Below are 17,107 nucleotides of genomic sequence, written 5' to 3'. Positions count from 1 at the left end.
CAATTTCTACCTTTGCGTATGAGTAAACTTTACCTTGTACCTACACCCATTGGGAATTTAAAGGATATGACTTTTAGAGCTGTTGAGGTTTTAAAAGATGTCGATTTAATTTTAGCTGAAGACACGCGTACTTCGGGGAAACTCCTAAAACATTTTGAAATTTCAACGCACATGCAGTCGCATCACATGCATAATGAGCATAAAACGGTTGAAAATATCATTCAAAAATTAAAAGCCGGTACTACGGTTGCGTTAATTAGTGATGCGGGTACGCCAGCCATTTCAGATCCTGGGTTTTTACTATCAAGAGCTTGTATTGAAAACGGCATTGCTGTAGAATGTTTACCCGGAGCAACAGCCTTTGTGCCAGCGTTAGTAAACTCTGGTTTGCCCAATGATAAATTCGTTTTTGAAGGTTTTTTACCGGTTAAAAAAGGGCGCCAAACCCGATTATTGCTTTTAGCTGAAGAGCCTAGAACCATCATTTTTTACGAGAGTCCGCATAAATTGGTCAAAACGCTTGCTCATTTTTGTGAATATTTTGGAGAAGATCGTATCGTTTCGGTTTCAAGAGAGTTAACCAAAATGTTTGAAGAAACCGTTAGAGGGACGGCCAAAGAAGTTTTAGAACATTATACCAACAAACCACCAAAAGGCGAAATTGTTATTGTGGTGGATGGGAAGCGATAATTCTTAATTTAGAGATTGACCTATGAATGAAAATCTAGTTGCTACTCTCATTTTACTGCTATATTTCTCGCCACTCGTTTATCAGTTGGTTTTGGTGTTAAAAGAACGTAAACGTGGTAATATAATACCTTTTAAGCGGTTAGTGAAGACTGCTAAATATACTTTCCTTTTTTTATTTATTCTGATTGCTTTTTTTGCAACCATCAATCACACCAATTATTTAGATTACGAAAAACCAATGACATATGATAAGTATGAGGAGATTACATTTGAAAATTTTCGAGGTTTAGAGTTTTTTAGAAAGTCATTATATGGGAATAAGCACTTTGCGTATGTTGTAACAACTATTGAAAGTAATATTGAAGACGATTCTGTTGAGGTAAAATCTTTTTTTCATCCATCTCAATCTTACGTTTATAATAATAAAACCAACAGTCTAGAGCTTCTGCAACATGAAAAATATCATATAAAAATAACGGAACTATTTGCTCGTAAAGCCAAACAAAAAGTAGCGCAATTAAACCATTTTGATAAAGACAAAATTAGCGAGGTGATTCGAGCCACCAAGGAGGAAGAAAGAGCTTTTCAAAGGGAATATGATTATAATACGTTTCATAGCTATGTGCTTAGTGAACAAAAAAGATACGAAAGACAAGTGGATAGTTTGTTAACTTTACTGTCCGAATATAAAAACCCCAAAATTAAAATCAATGACCAAGTTTAAGTATTTATTTTTAGCTATTTGTTGTTTAGCGTTAACACAGTGTAAAACGGAAGAGGACCATGAATATCCGATAAACAAGAGATATTGGGATGTTGATGATTATGATAAAGCTATTTTAGAATTAAGGTTTGGGTATGAAAATGATGAAAAAAAACCAACATTTAGTAATCCTGAAGGAAGAGTAGTTGTTGAAAAACTTACTGATCAACAAAATTTTTTAGTTGTATTGCGTGATAATGAATTAGGACTAAAACATCGTAATGACGTTGCATCCGAATTTTTTAAGCATTGGCAAGATATGCAGCAAATTTACACTGCCACAGACAGAAAAGATAAATATGTTTATGATATGGAAATGCTAGCTGTTTGGCAATATGGTTTAGGCTTACAATTGGATTATTTTAGTCTTGGTAATGAACAAATTAAAGAAAGTGCAGATGATCCTAATTCTACTTCCCTTAAAAGAAGGGTAGATTCTAATATTAAAATTTTAATCAATAATTATATTATTTACCTAGATGAGATTAATGATGAAAAATCATTTTCAGAAGCTGGTAAAGCAAAATTAGCTGAGGGGATCGATGTCTATTTTTCAAAATTAATAGCGCTTTACCCTAATGGGGATTATAGTGGAATGAAAAAGAAAGCAGAATTGATGCTAAATAAAAGTGAGTCAAAAGAAATTAAATCATCTTTAAACAAGTTAATAGCTTTAATAGATTCGAAGAAAAATCAAGAATTAAACTAGTTGCTTTCAAATAAATTTAGATAAATAATCCGTACTAAAATGAACATAGAAACATTTAAAGAAAAATTACAAAATAATCCAAAGTCTATAATATTTGCCGATACCATGAGTGTAATTGAAGAGCTTTATGAGTTTACACCAACTGCTTTTTTAAATGGTGCTTTAAAAAACGCTAAAGGCGAAAATTCTGGATCTTGCAAATTGTTTGCTTTTGCTCAAAAACAAGGCTTTACAAAAGAAGAAACTTTAGCTTGTTTTGGTCAGTTTTACTTTGAAGATGTTCTTGAAGATCCTAATGGAACAGGGCACCAAAACATTAGAAATTTTATGAAAACCGGTTTTGAAGGTTTGATTTTTGACGGTGTTGCTTTGGTCGCTAAATAGAATATTTTTATTTCTTTGATGAGAATTATTTGTAAATAATTCGAATTATCATTGTTATTACTCAGAGATTCACAGAGGCTCGCGGAGTTTTTAGGTCAGTTTATCACTGATAGATGTTGTCTGAAACCATTATATGCTAATCCGTGAAATTTGTGTCATAACGATTTTATTTATTTTTATAATGCGTTTATAACTCTGTGTCTCTCTGTGAAACTTCGTGTATCTCAGTGTAAAAATTACTTGGCAGATATTTACTTTCCAATATCAGGAGAGTGGTCTTGTGTCCGTAAGATTAAGAAAGCGTCCAATAAAAATATTACTCAGAGATTCACAGAGACACACAGAGCTTCTCGGAGTCTTTCATCACGGATAATTTATTTATTTTTATAATGAGTTTGTTACTCTGTGCCTCTCTGTGAAACTTCGTGTATCTCAGTGTAAAAAATAACATGGAACATATTCACGTCCCGCAATTGTGACCCTAAGGGTAAGAAGCTAATAACAATCGAATGGAACAACTCCTCCAAAATATAAAACAATGCCGGATTTGCGAAGACTATTTACCGCTTGGACCGCGACCTGTTGTATCTGCGCACCCAGATGCTAAAATCGTGATTATAGGACAAGCCCCGGGAACCAAAGTACATGCTTCGGGAGTTCCTTGGGACGACGCGAGCGGAAATCAGCTACGAAAATGGCTCAATGTATCGGTTGAAGATTTCTACGATGCCACTAAATTTGCCATCATCCCCATGGGTTTTTGCTACCCCGGAAAAGGCAAGTCGGGCGATTTACCGCCGCGGAAAGAATGCGCTCCTGAATGGCATGAATTGCTTTTTGATGAACTTAAACAAGTAGAGCTCATCTTGTTAATTGGAGCCTATGCTCAAAAGTATTACCTCGGCAAATCAACAAAGAAAACCCTCACTGAAACGGTTAATAATTATAATGATTATTTGCCTAGATTTTTACCACTACCACATCCATCGCCACGAAACCGGTTTTGGCTTATAAAAAATAAATGGTTTGATGTGGAGGTGTTGCCAACACTTCAAGCTCGTATAAAGGAGCTTATCTAAGCCGCATTTTTCTTGTTGTGCGATTTTAAAGGAATAATAGCTCTTTTAATGGTTTTTGGCAGTTTACTTTTAGCAGGGTATTGCCTTTTAGCGTCTAGGTTATTAATTAAAAAAGCGACAAAAAGCAGTATGATGATACCCGATAAAACTGGAGAAAACAGGTATAAATATCCTAAAGATTTTATTTTTTCGGTGCCAATAACCGCTATTAAAGCTGTAGCACCACCTGGAGGGTGCAAGGTTTTAGTGTATTGCATCACCATAATAGATAAGGCGACTGCTAAAGGCGCACTAAACCATATGGGGTCTGGACACAGTTTATAAACCGTTACCCCAATAAATGCACTAATTAAATGTCCGCCAATTAAATTTCTGGGTTGTGCAAGCGGACTGTCGATTGCGCCATATAGTAAAACACAGGTTGCACCAAAAGAGCCTATTAATGAAATGTTCTCTATAGGTAATAAGTATTTACTTTGAATAAATCCTATTGCAGAAATTCCAATAAACGACCCTAAAAAAGACCACAGCGATTCTCTATAATCTACTAGTGTTTCTTTGTGTAATATGTATTTTATAATTCTATAATAACGCTTTAATTTTTGTTTAAACATTAAATATACTTTTGCGTTGCAAAGATATAAATTGAAATCTAAGTGATATCAGAAAATATTTTTAACACACTGTGTTATTGTTTCTTGAACACGAACTTGTTTTTGTTTATTTAATACAGTGAACTGATTTAAACATTTTCCATTTTCTAAAAAATTGCCTTTTTCTACCCATTTTTCACCTTTTTTTTTCTTCCGTAGCTCGGCTATGGAACTCAAAAAAAACTTTCAAATGGTCAAAAGATGTCTAATTTTTGCTTAAACGCAAAAAGTTCAAATGAGTTCAGTATTTTTGGAGATTCATACTAATTATAACATTTACACTATGGGAGTTCAAGTTTCTACCAAATGGTTAGGGGAGATGCGATTTGAAAGCACAAACCCTTCCGGACATAATTTATTTATTGATGCAGGCGAAGAAAACGGAGGTAAAGGCGAAGGTTACAGACCAAAAGCTTTAATGCTTTCTGGTTTAGCAGGATGTTCTGGTCTGGACGTGGCTTCACTTATTAAAAAAATGAAGTTACAGGTGGATGATTTTAAAGTAGATATTGATGCGAATCTTACCGATACCGACCCTAAAATTTACGATAAAGTCACTATGGCGTTTCATTTTTATGGTGCCGAACTCAATGAAAAAAAATTACAAAGAGCGGTTGATTTATCCATCGAAAAATATTGCGGTGTTATGGAAATGTTTCGCCAATTCGCTGAGCTTGATGTGCAAACGCATTTTCATAAAAAATAAGGTTTAATTCACCCGTTTTGTACCTTTTTTTGAAGACATGATAATTCGCAACATTTTAAATAGAAGATGATGTGGAGACCGAACATTCTTCAGATGGTACCATAGAGTTGAATGAGAACTCAATACCTGTTAACTTGTAATTTTCAAACCTAAATATGCGTTGGACTTTAAAGCCAATTCCACCCTCAAAAAAGGTTAAATCCTTAGCAAATACCCTTCAAATCGATCCTGTTTTGGCCAGTTTATTGGTTCAGCGTGGGATTGAAACCTACGATCAGGCCAAACAATTTTTTCGTCCCAGTTTCAAAGATCTCCATGATCCGTTTCTAATGAAAGACATGGATAGGGCTGTGGAACGTATTGAAAAGGCTTTTCAAAATAATGAGAACATATTGGTTTATGGCGATTATGATGTCGATGGTACCACCTCGGTAGCTTTAATGGCGTCGTACTTAAAAACCAAACACGAACAGGTTTATACCTATATCCCCGATCGCTACGACGAAGGTTATGGCGTGTCGTATAAGGGGATTGAGTTTGCGCATGAAAACGATTTCACTTTAATCATTGCTTTAGACTGTGGTATTAAGGCCATAGAAAAGGTGGCACATGCCAAATCATTAGGTGTCGATTTCATTATTTGTGATCACCACAGGCCAGGTGATGAAATTCCAGATGCTGTCGCCGTTTTAGATCCGAAACGTGAGGATTGTAACTATCCGTATAAGGAATTATGTGGTTGCGGTGTGGGCTTTAAACTCATTCAAGCTTTAGCGTCTAAAGAAGGAAAATCAGCAGAAAATTTAACCGAGTATTTAGACCTTGTAGCCACGGCTATAGGAGCCGATATTGTCCCTATTGACGGGGAAAACCGAGCGCTTGCCTATTTTGGTTTGCAGGTAGTAAATAACACCCCTAGACCAGGTATCCAAGCCATTTTAAAACAGGTTCATAAAACCGAGTTTACCATAACGGATGTGGTATTTATTGTAGCGCCTAGAATTAATGCCGCTGGCCGAATGAAACACGGTAATTATGCCGTGACTTTGTTAATGGAAACCGATGAGAAAGCAGCTGAAGCTTACGCTGAAGACATTAATAATTACAATTTAGACCGTCGTGAGACCGATAAGCAAATTACGCTCGAAGCGCTTCAACAAATTGAGGATCACAATGAGCAAGACCGTCTAACGACCGTTGTATATCACGAAAGTTGGCATAAAGGGGTTATTGGTATCGTGGCTTCGCGATTAACCGAAACCTATTACCGACCTACTTTAGTGTTTACGAAAAGTGGCGATAAATTAGCAGCATCAGCACGATCGGTTAAAGGTTTTGATGTTTACAATGCCTTGGAAGCCTGCCAGGAACACATCGAACAGTTTGGAGGACATAAATACGCCGCGGGTTTAACTTTAGCTGAAGAAAATTATGAGGCTTTTAAACAGGCTTTTGAAGCTGAGGTTTCTAAAACCATCGACAGAAACCTTTTAACGCCCGAAATTCAAATTGATGCGCAAATCGATTTGGAACAGATTACCCCAAAATTTTACCGCATTTTAAAACAGTTTGCACCTTACGGACCCAGTAATATGTCGCCCGTATTTATGACTGAAAACCTTGTAGACACAGGCTACGGTAAATGTGTTGGCGCCGATGAAACCCATTTACGGTTAACAGTAAAACAACCACCGTCGCACTCGCAAATTGTGTGTATTGGTTTTGGTTTGGGTGAAAAATTAGCCTTAACAACCGAAGGAAAACCATTTTCGGCCATTTATTCTATTGATGAAAATGAGTGGCAGGGGAATGTTTCGTTACAGTTGAAATTGCGGGATGTTAAATAAATTGAATTATTAAAGTTATAAAAAAACGGTTTTTTAGGGTTTTGTCATTTCGACAGAAGGAGGAACGACTGACGAGAAATCTTTTAGCGTGAAGATTCTTCCTCATACTTCGTCAGAATGACAGTGCCAGTACAAAATAAAGCTAATCTAACCCGTATTAAATAAGTGTATTATGCCTAAAAAAGACCCCTACGCAGCACTCCGAATCAAAGAATTCAATATTTTTTTATTGGTGCGCTTTGCATTAGTTTTTGGATGGACCATGCAATTTATTGTTATTGAGTGGGAAGTATATAGTTTAACCAAGGATCCGTTGTCCTTAGGAGTTATCGGGCTTATGGAAATTATTCCGGCGTTTACTATGGCATTGTTTGCGGGGCATATTGTAGACCAGAAAGAAAAACGAAACCTTTTGGCGCTTTGTATTGCCGCATTTTCATTAATTAGTTTAGGACTCTTTTTACTTACCTGGGATGTGGTTGTTGCTGGCTGGGATAACAAAACGATTTTATATTCAATATATGCCTTGGTGTTTTTCGGAGGTTTTTTACGCTCGTTTTTCGGTCCTACCATTTTCTCGTTAGTAGCCTTAATTGTGCCTAAAAAAATATATCCGAATGCGGCCACTTGGAACAGTTCAACATGGCAAATGGCTGCGGTATTAGGGCCTGCCTTTGGTGGTTTTGCTATTGGTTGGATGGGCGTGCATTGGGCCTTATGTATCGTTTTCGGATTAATCATGTTATCTTTTTTTATTCTACTTTTTATAGAAAAAAAACCTGTTTTAAATCCGAAAATCGGGGAACCCGTTGTGGAGAGTTTAAAAGAAGGGGTGCGCTTTGTTTTTAAAACCAAAGCCATTTTAGGAGCGATGACTTTAGATATGGTAGCTGTTTTATTTGGTGGTGCTATTGCGCTTTTACCTGTTTTTGCACAAGATATTTTAAAAGTGGGTAGTGAAGGTTTTGGGGTATTAAGAGCGGCGCCGGCAGTAGGTGCTTTTATTACCATGCTGGTTACCGCGTATATTCCCATTAGTAAAAATGCCGGAATGAAGTTGTTGGTGGCTATTTTTGGTTTCGGATTGAGTATTGTTGTTTTCGGATTGTCCTCGGTGTTTTGGATTTCGTTGTTAGCACTGTTTTTTAGTGGTATTACCGATGGGGTTTCTATGGTAATTAGACAAACCATTCTACAAATTAAAACGCCCGATCATATGCGTGGTCGCGTGTCGTCGGTAAATTCGATGTTTGTAGGCTCTTCTAACGAGCTTGGGGCTTTTGAAAGTGGGGTGACAGCCAAATTTATGGGCGCAGCCACTGCGGTTGTTTTTGGGGGCACGATGACTTTAATCACGGTTATTACCACAGCGATTGTATCACCAACGTTTAGGAAGCTGGATTTAACCAAGGATTTGGAAGTACACGAAAAGGCAGAATAAGCGATTACTGCTGATTATTCACGCCTTACATCCATGATTTTCCCCTCTTTAAACATTTGCCTTAATTCGGACTAAGAAACCGAAAAAACGGCATTGGTATAGTTTTCGGGCTTGTTAATCTTATACAATTTAAACACGCTAGACGATTCGAGTTTGTTGGGTGCAAAAGAGATACTATCTGAAGTGATTTTGGTGATTTTTAAGGTGGTATACTGTCCTGTTTTTATCACATATTCGTAAACATCGCCGGGCTTTGGGTTGGTGTATTGTTCGTATTTCTCTTTTCTGTAGTTTTCACTATTTAGTTTTCCATAAGTGATGAATGCACTAATGAGTAGCACCAGTATGGCTAAGCCAGAAAACTGCCAAAGCGGCCCTTTGGTTTTTGCTTTGAGGTTCTGATAATCTAGTTTTGTGTTTTCAGGAGCCTTTCGCATTTTCATACGGTGGTTGCATAAACTACAAGTAAGACGTCCTATTTTCACAACAGGGAACATAGGAATCCAAAAAATATGAAAATGCCTTCTGTAAATGTTAATAGTTAATCCTCCTTTTTCATGACAATTAGGGCAGGGACATGAAGGGGTTTTAGAGGTTTTTAAAAGAACAGGCTTTAATCCGTAAATAAACATGAGGGGTTAATTTTTATAAGTCTCCAATGTCATGGTTTCTCCATCAAAAACACCATAGGTAAAATATTGAATCCAGTCGCCTAAATTAATGTATTTGGAGTTGTCATTTAAATCGATATTAAGCGGTAAATGTCTGTGGCCAAAAACAAAAAAGTCATGGTGCTTTTCTTTTAATTTGCGTTTACAGTATTGCACAAGCCATTCGTTGTCTTCACCTAAAAACTTGGCATCATCATCGCCAGAAATCAGTTTGTTTTTTATAGAAAGGTGTTGTGCCAATCGAACTCCTAAATCGGGATGTAACCAACGAAATAACCATTGGCAAAAGGGATTGGTAAACACTTTTTTCATGCGTTTATAGCCTTTGTCTCCAGGGCCTAAACCATCGCCATGACCTATAAAAAAAGTTTTGTTGTTGAAGGTGAACTCTTTAGGTTTATGATACACAGGGATATTCAATTCTTCTTCAAAATATCCATTCATCCACAGGTCATGATTCCCAACAAAATAGTAAATAGGAATTCCCGAGTCGCTAATTTCGGCCAATTTCCCTAAGGTTCTGGTAAAGCCTTTTGGGACTACGGTTTTAAATTCGATCCAGAAATCGAACATATCGCCCAATAGAAAAATAGCCGCTGCATCCTGTTTAATGGTGTCTAACCAAGCTACGAATTTCTTTTCACGCGGACGTGACGCTTCAGCGGTTGGGGCGCCCAAATGGTTATCGGACGCAAAGTATATTTTTTTTCCTTCAGGGATTTGCATGCTGTAAATATAGTAATTCCTATTAAGTCAACATTCTTGATGTCCTAGGAAACATATCTTAAAAAAATCATATAGTTTTTAATGCGATTGGATAGTTGTTTTGAAAGTGTTACTTTTGTGATTGACCAACTGGTTAACCAGTTGATTTCGTATATGAAAGATAGGTTGTCTTAATTAAAATATTGCGTTTTAACTTATAGAAAAACAATCAACTAAACTTATTTTTCTGGTAATCGGAATTATTTATAAACTATTATAAAATATTAAAACAATGAAAAGATTAAGTGAAAAGTACGTCATCACAAAGGACATGGAATGGGAACAGCTAGGTGGTGGAGTTTCAAGAAAATTTTTAGGTTATGATAACCAAATTATGATGGTAAGCGTGAAATTTGAAAAAGGCGCTTTAGGAGCACCTCACCAACATTTTCACACTCAAGCTACTTACGTTGTTTCAGGTAAATTCGAATTTGAAATTGATGGCGTAAAACAAATCGTTGAAGCTGGAGATGGTGTTTACATCGAGCCTAACTTATTACATAGTGCCGTTTGTTTAGAAGAAGGTCAGTTAATTGATACTTTTAGCCCAGTAAGAGAAGATTTCTTAACAGGTGAAGGTCCTTCTTATTTTAGCGATAAGGAATAAGTAAAATAAATAAATCGTTTCTTAAACGAAAACGATTTAAAGAGGCTGTCTGAAAAGTCAAATTTACTTTTTTAGACAGCCTCTTTTTTTTTTAATTGAAGGAACTTAATCAAATAATGCTACTTGACAACGGTAACTTCTAGTTCTACCTTCAAAGTTTCAAAAAGGCCTTTTACTTCTAACACGGTACTAGCTTGTTTTATTTGGTGTTTAGTTACCCATTTTTGGAAAACATCAAAACAAGAAAATAGCTCATCTGATGAAGTGGTATAGATATTTAATCTAACAATGTTTTTGCATTCGTATCCAGCCTCTTGAATTACCTGTTCTAAATTTTTTATAGCCTCAACTAGCTGAGTTTTCATGTCGCCAGAACTTGATTCTCCTTGTGAGTTGATCGCAGTTTGTCCTGAAACATATAAAGTGCCCTCAGGGTTTGTGATTTCAATTGCTTGCGCATAGCTTCTTTCGTTTTGCCATTTGATTATTCTTTTCTTTTTGTGCAAAAGTTGACACAGTAGTTAATAAAATGATTACCACTAATTTTACTTTAATTCTCATAATCATAGTTTTGTATTTACACTACAAATATTTGAATAAAAGGGTCGATTGAGCGTGACAAACATCACAATTTTAAAGAAGTGAATACTTAAGAAGAAAACCTACTTAGCGTCTCACGTGAGACTCCTAAATAAGACGCTAAAAGCGTTTTTGGTACGCGTTGAAATAATGAAGGATACTGATTGAGCAATTGCTCATATCTTTCCTTAGCATTTGAATTTAGAAAAGATAAGATTCTTTGTTGTGAAGCAATATGTCCTGAGTGTGATTTCAAAAGAAAAAAGCGCTCCATTTTTGGTAATTCGGTTGACAGTTTTTGATAGTTTTTAAAGCTTATGGAATAGACACAGGTGTCTTCAATACATTGTAATGACATGTTAGATTTAGTTTGCTTAAAATAAGCCGAGAAATCACTTTCCCACCAATCCTCCATGGCAAATGATACAATATGTTGTTTGCCATTTTTGTCATTAAATATGAGTTTTAAGAGTCCAGAAATAACATAATAACAGTGATTTACATGTTCTCCCTCCTGAATAAGAAAATCATTCTTTTTATAATTTTCAAGTGTAAAATGTGATACAATAAAAGTAAACTCGTCGTCTGAAATGGAAATTGTTTTCCCTATATGTTCTTTTAATTTTTCTTTCATTTAATAACGCATTTTAATTTCATAAGCATTGGTTATTATGGTTTAGCGAATCAGATTAACATTACTTGAAGTTATGTTTAAGCCCAAAATAAGCCATTATTTAAATTCGTTATTTTGTTTATCTTTTTTGTTCATTAATATTCTTATCAGATATACGATTGGCAACCCAGTAAACAGGATTGGAAAATAGGGGTATATGTATTGGTCAAAATCGATGTCATAACCTAGTCCGTTTAATATGGAAGCTAATGTCATTAAAAAACACATTATACCAATAAGAAGACCCAAGACCCGTAACATTTGAGTTGACATTTTGTAATTGTATTTGGCATTTTTTGCATTAATTTCAGTGGGATAATTAAAAATCCAAGGGTGTTGATTCAGCTTATAAAGTCCTAATACAATGATTCCAAAAAGTATTGGGGTTGCCCATAAAAGGTCTTTAGTACCGAAACCGTTTTTGTCTTTTGATGGCCAGTTAAAATAGATCGGTAGTTTTTCAGGTAGTTGTTTATAATAAATTCCGATTAATACTACTGAAATAAATATCAGAAAAAACGTTAGAATTTCTATGCCTTTGTCAATGTTATTTTTCGTTATTTTAACTTTCGGTCGATTCATTTCTTGAATTGTAGCTTTGTTGATTAATCATTATTTTATATTCGTATTGCTTCGAAATTCATTCTGATTTAATGTGTCTTGACTGTTGATGAAATCCACCATTTCTTTGGTTAATGGCAGTTGATTTTGGTTCTTCCAAAACTCCTCATTATAGTCATGATCTAGAGTAAACATATCTTTATTGGCTTTAATGTTTTCACTTACTCGGGTCTCATTGAGTTTTTTGTCAAAGTAGATATCATACTTAATATGGTATAAATCTGTTTCACCTAATTTATTGATATATTCAACATCGAATGTTAAAATAGCATGGCGAACATGCATATTTTTTTGGCTGTTTTCATGCTCTAAACGTGTATCCAAATGCCAGCCTACGGTGCGCCATTTATTTTTGTTTTTCTTTGTGAATTCTGAAATGGTTGTTGACGTTATATGAGCTTTAATTATAGTCGTAGAGGCTGTATCTATAAGGTAATGACCACTAAAAGTTTTTTTACCATCTTTTGGAGCGAAATTTACTTTAAGGATGTGTTCATCAATGTAAGATTCGTATTCATAATTGAAATACTTAGGACGATAGATGAAGAAATTGATTCTATAACATAGTTCACTCAGGGAAAACATTTCAAAATCTAAGGTGTTTTTCGATTGATCTAATATGCCCGCTTTACGAATATTTTTAATTTCAAAGGAAAAATTTTTCTTATAGTCCTTCTTTGAGCTAAATGTTTTTTGTCGCTCCAGTTGTCCAGAAATATCAATTAATTTTACTAGTTCATTATTTTTTTTTAGTGTGGCTCTTAAGAAGAAATTTTCACTGTGTTTTGTTTTAGGAAATTTTCCAATTGTACTATCTAAATATGTATTAATTAACATGGTATTGCTTAAGATAACTTCAGGGAGTTCCATGTGTTTTTCTTTTAAAAAAATAGAATCTACTTTTTTGAGTTTTTCAATAAGAATTTCGTAATCTTCATAACCAATCCTTCTAATTTTAATTTTTTTTGAATCTGTAAACAATTCAAATTTCCCTTCAGAATTAGCGATAGTATAACCATCATTACTTACTACATCTGCATGGGCTACAGGTAATAATGTTTCTTGATTAACAATTGTTTTTATTATTTTTTGTTGACTATAAGCCATTGAAAAAAACATATAAAACAATAAGACTTGAGCTTTTTTAAAAGCTATTATATTTATTTTAGTACGTTTTAAAGTAAACATTATCAATAGGTTTAAGTTTTTATTGGTTTTTTGTGAGATTAGCGGGCAGGATAAGATTCATCCATCTCCGCTGGAGACGCGCTTACCTCTACTTTAACCCAGCCCATTTCATACTTTTTTTCAAGATTTTCTACTTGAAAGTGTTCTAGCATTTCTAGTTCATTTTTCATGTTAATAAAATTAGTGGTAATAAATTACTTTTTTTGCTTTTTCGGCTTCAGCGTATTCCGAATTATACTTCATGATACGAGAGTGCAATAACACAAAAAAAGAGAAAATTCACACATAAATTATTTTCTTTCTTTTTACCTTGTTAGGTTTCGAGAAGCGTATATTTAGGAGTAAAATTGTTGTGTAACACATTTTTACGAAGCTGTCCTATTTGTGCTTATTTCGTCTTTTCCGTCTTCAATAAGGCTTTCTGTTTCTTCTTTTTCCTCTGGCGTTAGGGGTTCTTCGGTGTTTTTTGACGTGGTGGATGTGTTATTTATACTAAAAATGCAACAAATAGGAAAGTGATCGGAACCTATGTGTTCTAATAGGCTGAGGTCTCTAAGTACAAGGTCTGTGCTATGATACACCAAATCTAACGGTGCTCTAAAAAACCAATATTTGGTGTGGTAGGTGGCTAGAATACCGCGACCGGTGCGTCCGTCGATTAAGCCGCTATTTTTACGAAATAAACGGGATATTTTAGACCAAGCTACAGTGTTAAAATCGCCAATAACTAGGGTTGGTTTCTTTAGGGTTTTACTGTGCTTTGCAATGCACAATAAATCGCCATCTCGTTCTTTTGATGTGTCTTCTTCGGTAGGGCTTGGTGGTGGTGGGTGTACCGAGAACAGGACGAACGAAGCGCCATTGGGTGTTTTAAAATGGGCTTCGATACTTGGGATATCGTCGGCAACAAAAAAGTGCGTTTGTACTTTATCGAAAGGAATTTTGGCATACATGTGCATGCCGTAAGTGTTTTCTAAGGTTATTTTTTGGCTGTACGGGTAGGCTGTTTCCATATCGCGCATGGCCATTTCCCAGTCGCTATTGCTTTCTATGGTAATAAAAATATCTGGGTTTTCTTTACGGATGAGGTTTTTAAACCGCTCGAAATTGGTGTTGAACTGGTAAATATTTGCTGAAATGACTTTTAGTGTATTGGTATCATCTTTTGGCAATCTATGGCGTTTTTTGTAAATACTGGTGTAGCGTATTAAAATGGCACTGTGATAAATAATTAGTGGACTTTGAATGGCTAAAACACCCCAGAACCAGGCGTTTTTATCACTGAAAAAACAGAGTCCGATTACAGCGATAACTTGAAGTACGAGCAGTTGTATTTTGATGAATTCGGGAACACGAAACAGCCAATGCTGATTATTAAAAAATGGCAGCAGACTTAAAACAATGAGTAATACCGAAAGCCCTATAAAAAAAGTACCCATTTGAAATGTTTATAATGTACTATCCAAATATAAAAATTCTAAAGCACAAGTGTTGAAGGTATTCGAAATTAGTATAAAAGTCTGTTGGAAAGCATGCGTTAGGGATTGCAGCGGCATCCTTTTTTATGTTGAATACCACGCGTTTTAAAGGTTGAATAACTTTAAATTTAGCTATTTGATTGAATGGGTCATAGCTCTATAAAAAAGATATAGCGGAAAGCCCGACCCTCGGGTAACGCCCTAAATATTATCATAAGCATACCACTCGGCGAACGAACTATCGGTTTCTTGAAGTCTTAGCGAATGTAATTTAATATGCTGCGGAAGGCGTTTGGCAATTTTACTGGCAAAGTCTAAAACCATCATCTCACTGGTGGGTTGGTAATCGACGAGCAATACGTTGTGATCGCGATCTTGTAGCTCTTTAGCCAACTCGACATGGGGTGTGTTTTTATTGAAAACGGTGGCATGGTCGAACACATCGACAACCTCTTCTTTAACAATCTTTTTTAGGTCTCCAAAATCGATAACCATACCGTATTTTACGTTGCTTTTATCGGCAATGGGTTTACCAATAACGGTTACCGAAAGCTTGTAGCTGTGGCCATGTACGTTTTTGCATTTTCCGTCGTAGCCATAAAGGGCATGACCGGTTTCAAAAGAGAATTGTTTGGTGATGCGAATGTTATTTGCCATGTGCTTTTTTGTGTTGGTAGTACAAAGATATTCATTTTGTTTTACCAATCGTTTTTTAGTTTACATTTGCGCGCTTTTATCTACATAAGGATAGGCTTTTTATTTGAAATATATGAGTCACTTATTTGAGGCTATTGATTTTGTTGAAAATCCCATTTACGAACAGATTATTTCTGATTTGGGAAAGCAACAGTTTAGTGTGATTGAAAATTTCTTTTCTGCTGAAGAAGTTGAAGAGTTAAGAGAAGCACTTATTGAAAGGCATGAGGAGGATACCTTTAAAAAAGCTGCCATTGGTAATCGTATAAATGAAACGATTGTAAAATCTATTCGTGGCGATTTAATTTTATGGATGGACGAATCTAAAGCCACGGCCAAAGAGACATTCTTTTTTAAGAAAATTAACGATATGGTGGCTTATTTAAACCGTACCTGCTTTTTGGGGATTCTTCACAAGGAATTTCATTATGCGATTTACCCCATAAATACCTTTTACAAGCGCCATATTGATACGTTTCAAAATGACGACCGACGAAAATTATCCTTTGTTTGCTATTTAAATGAAGATGGCTGGTTGCCAGAAAATGGTGGTGAATTGGTGCTATACCTTAATGAAAATGGCGAAGAAGTTGAAAAAGTCATTTATCCGTTTCCCGGACGCATTGTGGTTTTCGAGAGCCAAATTATCGAGCACGAAGTGCGCCCCGTTAAACAAGAACGCTTGAGTATAACGGGTTGGTTGAAGACGCGGTAAATGGTTTAAACACCCCTATTGGCTACGCCAGGTACCTTCAACGAAAACGATGTTTTCATTTCGGTAGTCCTCCAGGGGATATTAGCTACTTACGGGTGATTACGGTAATGTTGAGGTTTGGAGTTTCTATTTAATACTGTGTTGATCTAAAAACGTGCGTCATTTCCCCCTTGAGGGGGTTGGGGGTGTTACGGTTTGCAGATCCTTCAGTCGCACCTCTTTCTGGATGACAGATAAAGATCTTGAAATCTAATGGTTCAATTCGGTTACACAATTACACGATTCAACAATTTACGTAGTAGATCGTAAAAACACCCCTATTGGCTACGCCAGGTACCTTCAACGAAAACGATGTTTTCATTTCGGTAGTCCTCAAGGGGATAATCCTACCTGATATGCTAAATTGGTAAATTGAAGGTGTCTTTTTCAATTGTAGGTTTACAGTTGAGCTGAAAACGAGCATCATTTCCCCCTTGAGGTGGGGGTGTTACGGTTTGCAGCTCCTCCAGTAGTACCTCCTTCTGGAGGACAGATAAAGAACTCGAGAATGTTAAGGTCTGCGCTTACGATTTACAATGTAAACAATGATTAATACTAGAGCAAGAACGAGGAACAATCCGTTTCCGCTTAAAAATGACATGATATCCATAACTATTGATTCTTTTTTTTGTTGAAATAATATATTAAATAAGCCATGGCAACAAGAATAACAAAGGGAAGCATAGAACCAATGAACACGCCTATTTCGTAGGCGTTGTTTGGGGCGGTTTTTATTTTCTCTTCTATGTTAACCTCTTGAAGCAGGTTTATGAATAAATTCATAGGGGCTTAATTGCTTTTCA

At 35.7% G+C, this 17,107-nt stretch carries 21 protein-coding genes; 10 read left to right on the top strand and 11 right to left on the bottom strand.

Translation table 11 applies throughout. The features are described from left to right. Positions 1-18: 18 nt before the first annotated feature. The 5 genes from rsmI (at position 19) to JJL45_RS02770 (ending at position 3,625) form a co-directional block, all read left to right on the top strand. Positions 19-690: a 16S rRNA (cytidine(1402)-2'-O)-methyltransferase gene (rsmI, locus tag JJL45_RS02790; RefSeq protein ID WP_068605077.1), complete on the top strand. Its 672-nt coding sequence runs from the start codon at positions 19-21 to the stop codon at positions 688-690. A 22-nt stretch (positions 691-712) separates the two neighbouring features. After that, a complete protein-coding gene (locus tag JJL45_RS02785) occupies positions 713-1,414 on the top strand; it encodes a hypothetical protein (RefSeq protein ID WP_068605078.1) in 702 nt (233 codons plus the stop codon). After that, positions 1,401-2,162: a hypothetical protein gene (locus JJL45_RS02780; RefSeq protein WP_068605079.1), complete on the top strand. Its 762-nt coding sequence runs from the start codon at positions 1,401-1,403 to the stop codon at positions 2,160-2,162. The genes JJL45_RS02785 and JJL45_RS02780 overlap by 14 nt, the downstream gene beginning before the upstream one ends. Before the next feature lie 39 nt (positions 2,163-2,201). Then, complete coding sequence (locus JJL45_RS02775) at positions 2,202-2,546, top strand: HopJ type III effector protein (protein ID WP_068605080.1); 345 nt, start codon at positions 2,202-2,204, stop codon at positions 2,544-2,546. Between the two features lie 509 nt (positions 2,547-3,055). Then, positions 3,056-3,625: a uracil-DNA glycosylase family protein gene (locus tag JJL45_RS02770; RefSeq protein ID WP_068605082.1), complete on the top strand. Its 570-nt coding sequence runs from the start codon at positions 3,056-3,058 to the stop codon at positions 3,623-3,625. Here JJL45_RS02770 and JJL45_RS02765 read toward each other — a convergent pair. Beyond that, the gene (locus tag JJL45_RS02765) at positions 3,622-4,239 is read right to left on the bottom strand and encodes an HPP family protein (RefSeq protein WP_068605083.1); all 618 of its coding nucleotides are present in this window, start codon (positions 4,237-4,239) and stop codon (positions 3,622-3,624) included. The two genes, JJL45_RS02770 and JJL45_RS02765, sit on opposite strands and share 4 nt — an antisense overlap. A gap of 322 nt (positions 4,240-4,561) precedes the next feature. On the opposite strand from JJL45_RS02765, the gene JJL45_RS02760 reads away from it, so the two are divergent. The 3 genes from JJL45_RS02760 to JJL45_RS02750 all read left to right on the top strand — a co-directional run bounded on the left by JJL45_RS02760 (position 4,562) and on the right by JJL45_RS02750 (position 8,272). Next, complete coding sequence (locus tag JJL45_RS02760; protein WP_067145384.1) at positions 4,562-4,984, top strand: OsmC family protein; 423 nt, start codon at positions 4,562-4,564, stop codon at positions 4,982-4,984. A gap of 155 nt (positions 4,985-5,139) precedes the next feature. Then, on the top strand, positions 5,140-6,831 hold the full coding sequence (gene recJ, locus JJL45_RS02755; protein WP_068605084.1) for a single-stranded-DNA-specific exonuclease RecJ: 1,692 nt from the start codon (positions 5,140-5,142) through the stop codon (positions 6,829-6,831). 172 nt (positions 6,832-7,003) lie between these two features. Beyond that, positions 7,004-8,272 (top strand): MFS transporter, encoded by a 1,269-nt coding sequence (locus JJL45_RS02750; protein ID WP_068605085.1) that lies wholly within the window; start codon positions 7,004-7,006, stop codon positions 8,270-8,272. 71 nt (positions 8,273-8,343) lie between these two features. Here the strand turns inward: JJL45_RS02750 and JJL45_RS02745 are convergent, their stop codons facing one another. Together JJL45_RS02745 and JJL45_RS02740 are read right to left on the bottom strand one after the other, a co-directional pair. Continuing rightward, a complete protein-coding gene (locus tag JJL45_RS02745) occupies positions 8,344-8,904 on the bottom strand; it encodes a hypothetical protein (RefSeq protein ID WP_068605087.1) in 561 nt (186 codons plus the stop codon). Positions 8,905-8,910: 6 nt separating this feature from the next. Next, positions 8,911-9,669, bottom strand: coding sequence for a UDP-2,3-diacylglucosamine diphosphatase (locus tag JJL45_RS02740; protein ID WP_068605089.1), 759 nt, complete (start codon positions 9,667-9,669; stop codon positions 8,911-8,913). Between the two features lie 271 nt (positions 9,670-9,940). Here JJL45_RS02740 and JJL45_RS02735 point away from each other — a divergent pair, with 271 nt between their 5' ends. Then, a complete protein-coding gene (locus JJL45_RS02735; protein ID WP_067145375.1) occupies positions 9,941-10,315 on the top strand; it encodes a cupin domain-containing protein in 375 nt (124 codons plus the stop codon). A gap of 119 nt (positions 10,316-10,434) precedes the next feature. Here JJL45_RS02735 and JJL45_RS02730 read toward each other — a convergent pair whose 3' ends face one another. From JJL45_RS02730 to JJL45_RS02705, 7 genes are all read right to left on the bottom strand, one after another. Beyond that, positions 10,435-10,821 carry a RidA family protein gene (locus JJL45_RS02730; protein ID WP_068605091.1) on the bottom strand — a complete coding sequence of 129 codons (387 nt, stop codon included), beginning with the start codon at positions 10,819-10,821 and terminating at the stop codon, positions 10,435-10,437. 143 nt (positions 10,822-10,964) lie between these two features. Further along, positions 10,965-11,528, bottom strand: a complete 564-nt coding sequence (locus JJL45_RS02725) for a Crp/Fnr family transcriptional regulator (protein ID WP_068605092.1) — start codon at positions 11,526-11,528, stop codon at positions 10,965-10,967. Between the two features lie 96 nt (positions 11,529-11,624). Next, the gene (locus tag JJL45_RS02720) at positions 11,625-12,149 is read right to left on the bottom strand and encodes a hypothetical protein (RefSeq protein WP_068605093.1); all 525 of its coding nucleotides are present in this window, start codon (positions 12,147-12,149) and stop codon (positions 11,625-11,627) included. 30 nt (positions 12,150-12,179) lie between these two features. Further along, positions 12,180-13,376: a hypothetical protein gene (locus JJL45_RS02715; protein ID WP_068605094.1), complete on the bottom strand. Its 1,197-nt coding sequence runs from the start codon at positions 13,374-13,376 to the stop codon at positions 12,180-12,182. A gap of 38 nt (positions 13,377-13,414) precedes the next feature. Then, positions 13,415-13,546, bottom strand: a complete 132-nt coding sequence (locus tag JJL45_RS16215) for a hypothetical protein (RefSeq protein WP_262895026.1) — start codon at positions 13,544-13,546, stop codon at positions 13,415-13,417. A 195-nt stretch (positions 13,547-13,741) separates the two neighbouring features. Next, positions 13,742-14,815, bottom strand: a complete 1,074-nt coding sequence (locus tag JJL45_RS02710) for an endonuclease/exonuclease/phosphatase family protein (protein WP_202664234.1) — start codon at positions 14,813-14,815, stop codon at positions 13,742-13,744. Between the two features lie 240 nt (positions 14,816-15,055). Next, positions 15,056-15,511 (bottom strand): 6-pyruvoyl trahydropterin synthase family protein, encoded by a 456-nt coding sequence (locus JJL45_RS02705; protein ID WP_202664233.1) that lies wholly within the window; start codon positions 15,509-15,511, stop codon positions 15,056-15,058. Positions 15,512-15,623: 112 nt separating this feature from the next. Between JJL45_RS02705 and JJL45_RS02700 the strand changes: the two genes are divergently transcribed. Beyond that, positions 15,624-16,265 (top strand): 2OG-Fe(II) oxygenase, encoded by a 642-nt coding sequence (locus JJL45_RS02700; RefSeq protein ID WP_202664232.1) that lies wholly within the window; start codon positions 15,624-15,626, stop codon positions 16,263-16,265. 651 nt (positions 16,266-16,916) lie between these two features. On the opposite strand, the gene JJL45_RS02695 is transcribed toward JJL45_RS02700, so the two are convergent. Beyond that, positions 16,917-17,087, bottom strand: a complete 171-nt coding sequence (locus JJL45_RS02695; RefSeq protein ID WP_202664231.1) for a hypothetical protein — start codon at positions 17,085-17,087, stop codon at positions 16,917-16,919. Positions 17,088-17,107: the final 20 nt, after the last annotated feature.

This window comes from Tamlana sp. s12 (genome assembly GCF_016767215.1).
Lineage (GTDB): Bacteria > Bacteroidota > Bacteroidia > Flavobacteriales > Flavobacteriaceae > Pseudotamlana > Pseudotamlana agarivorans.
The sequence above is the reverse complement of the archived record's forward strand: the minus strand, read 5'-3'. Positions and strand labels throughout refer to the sequence as shown.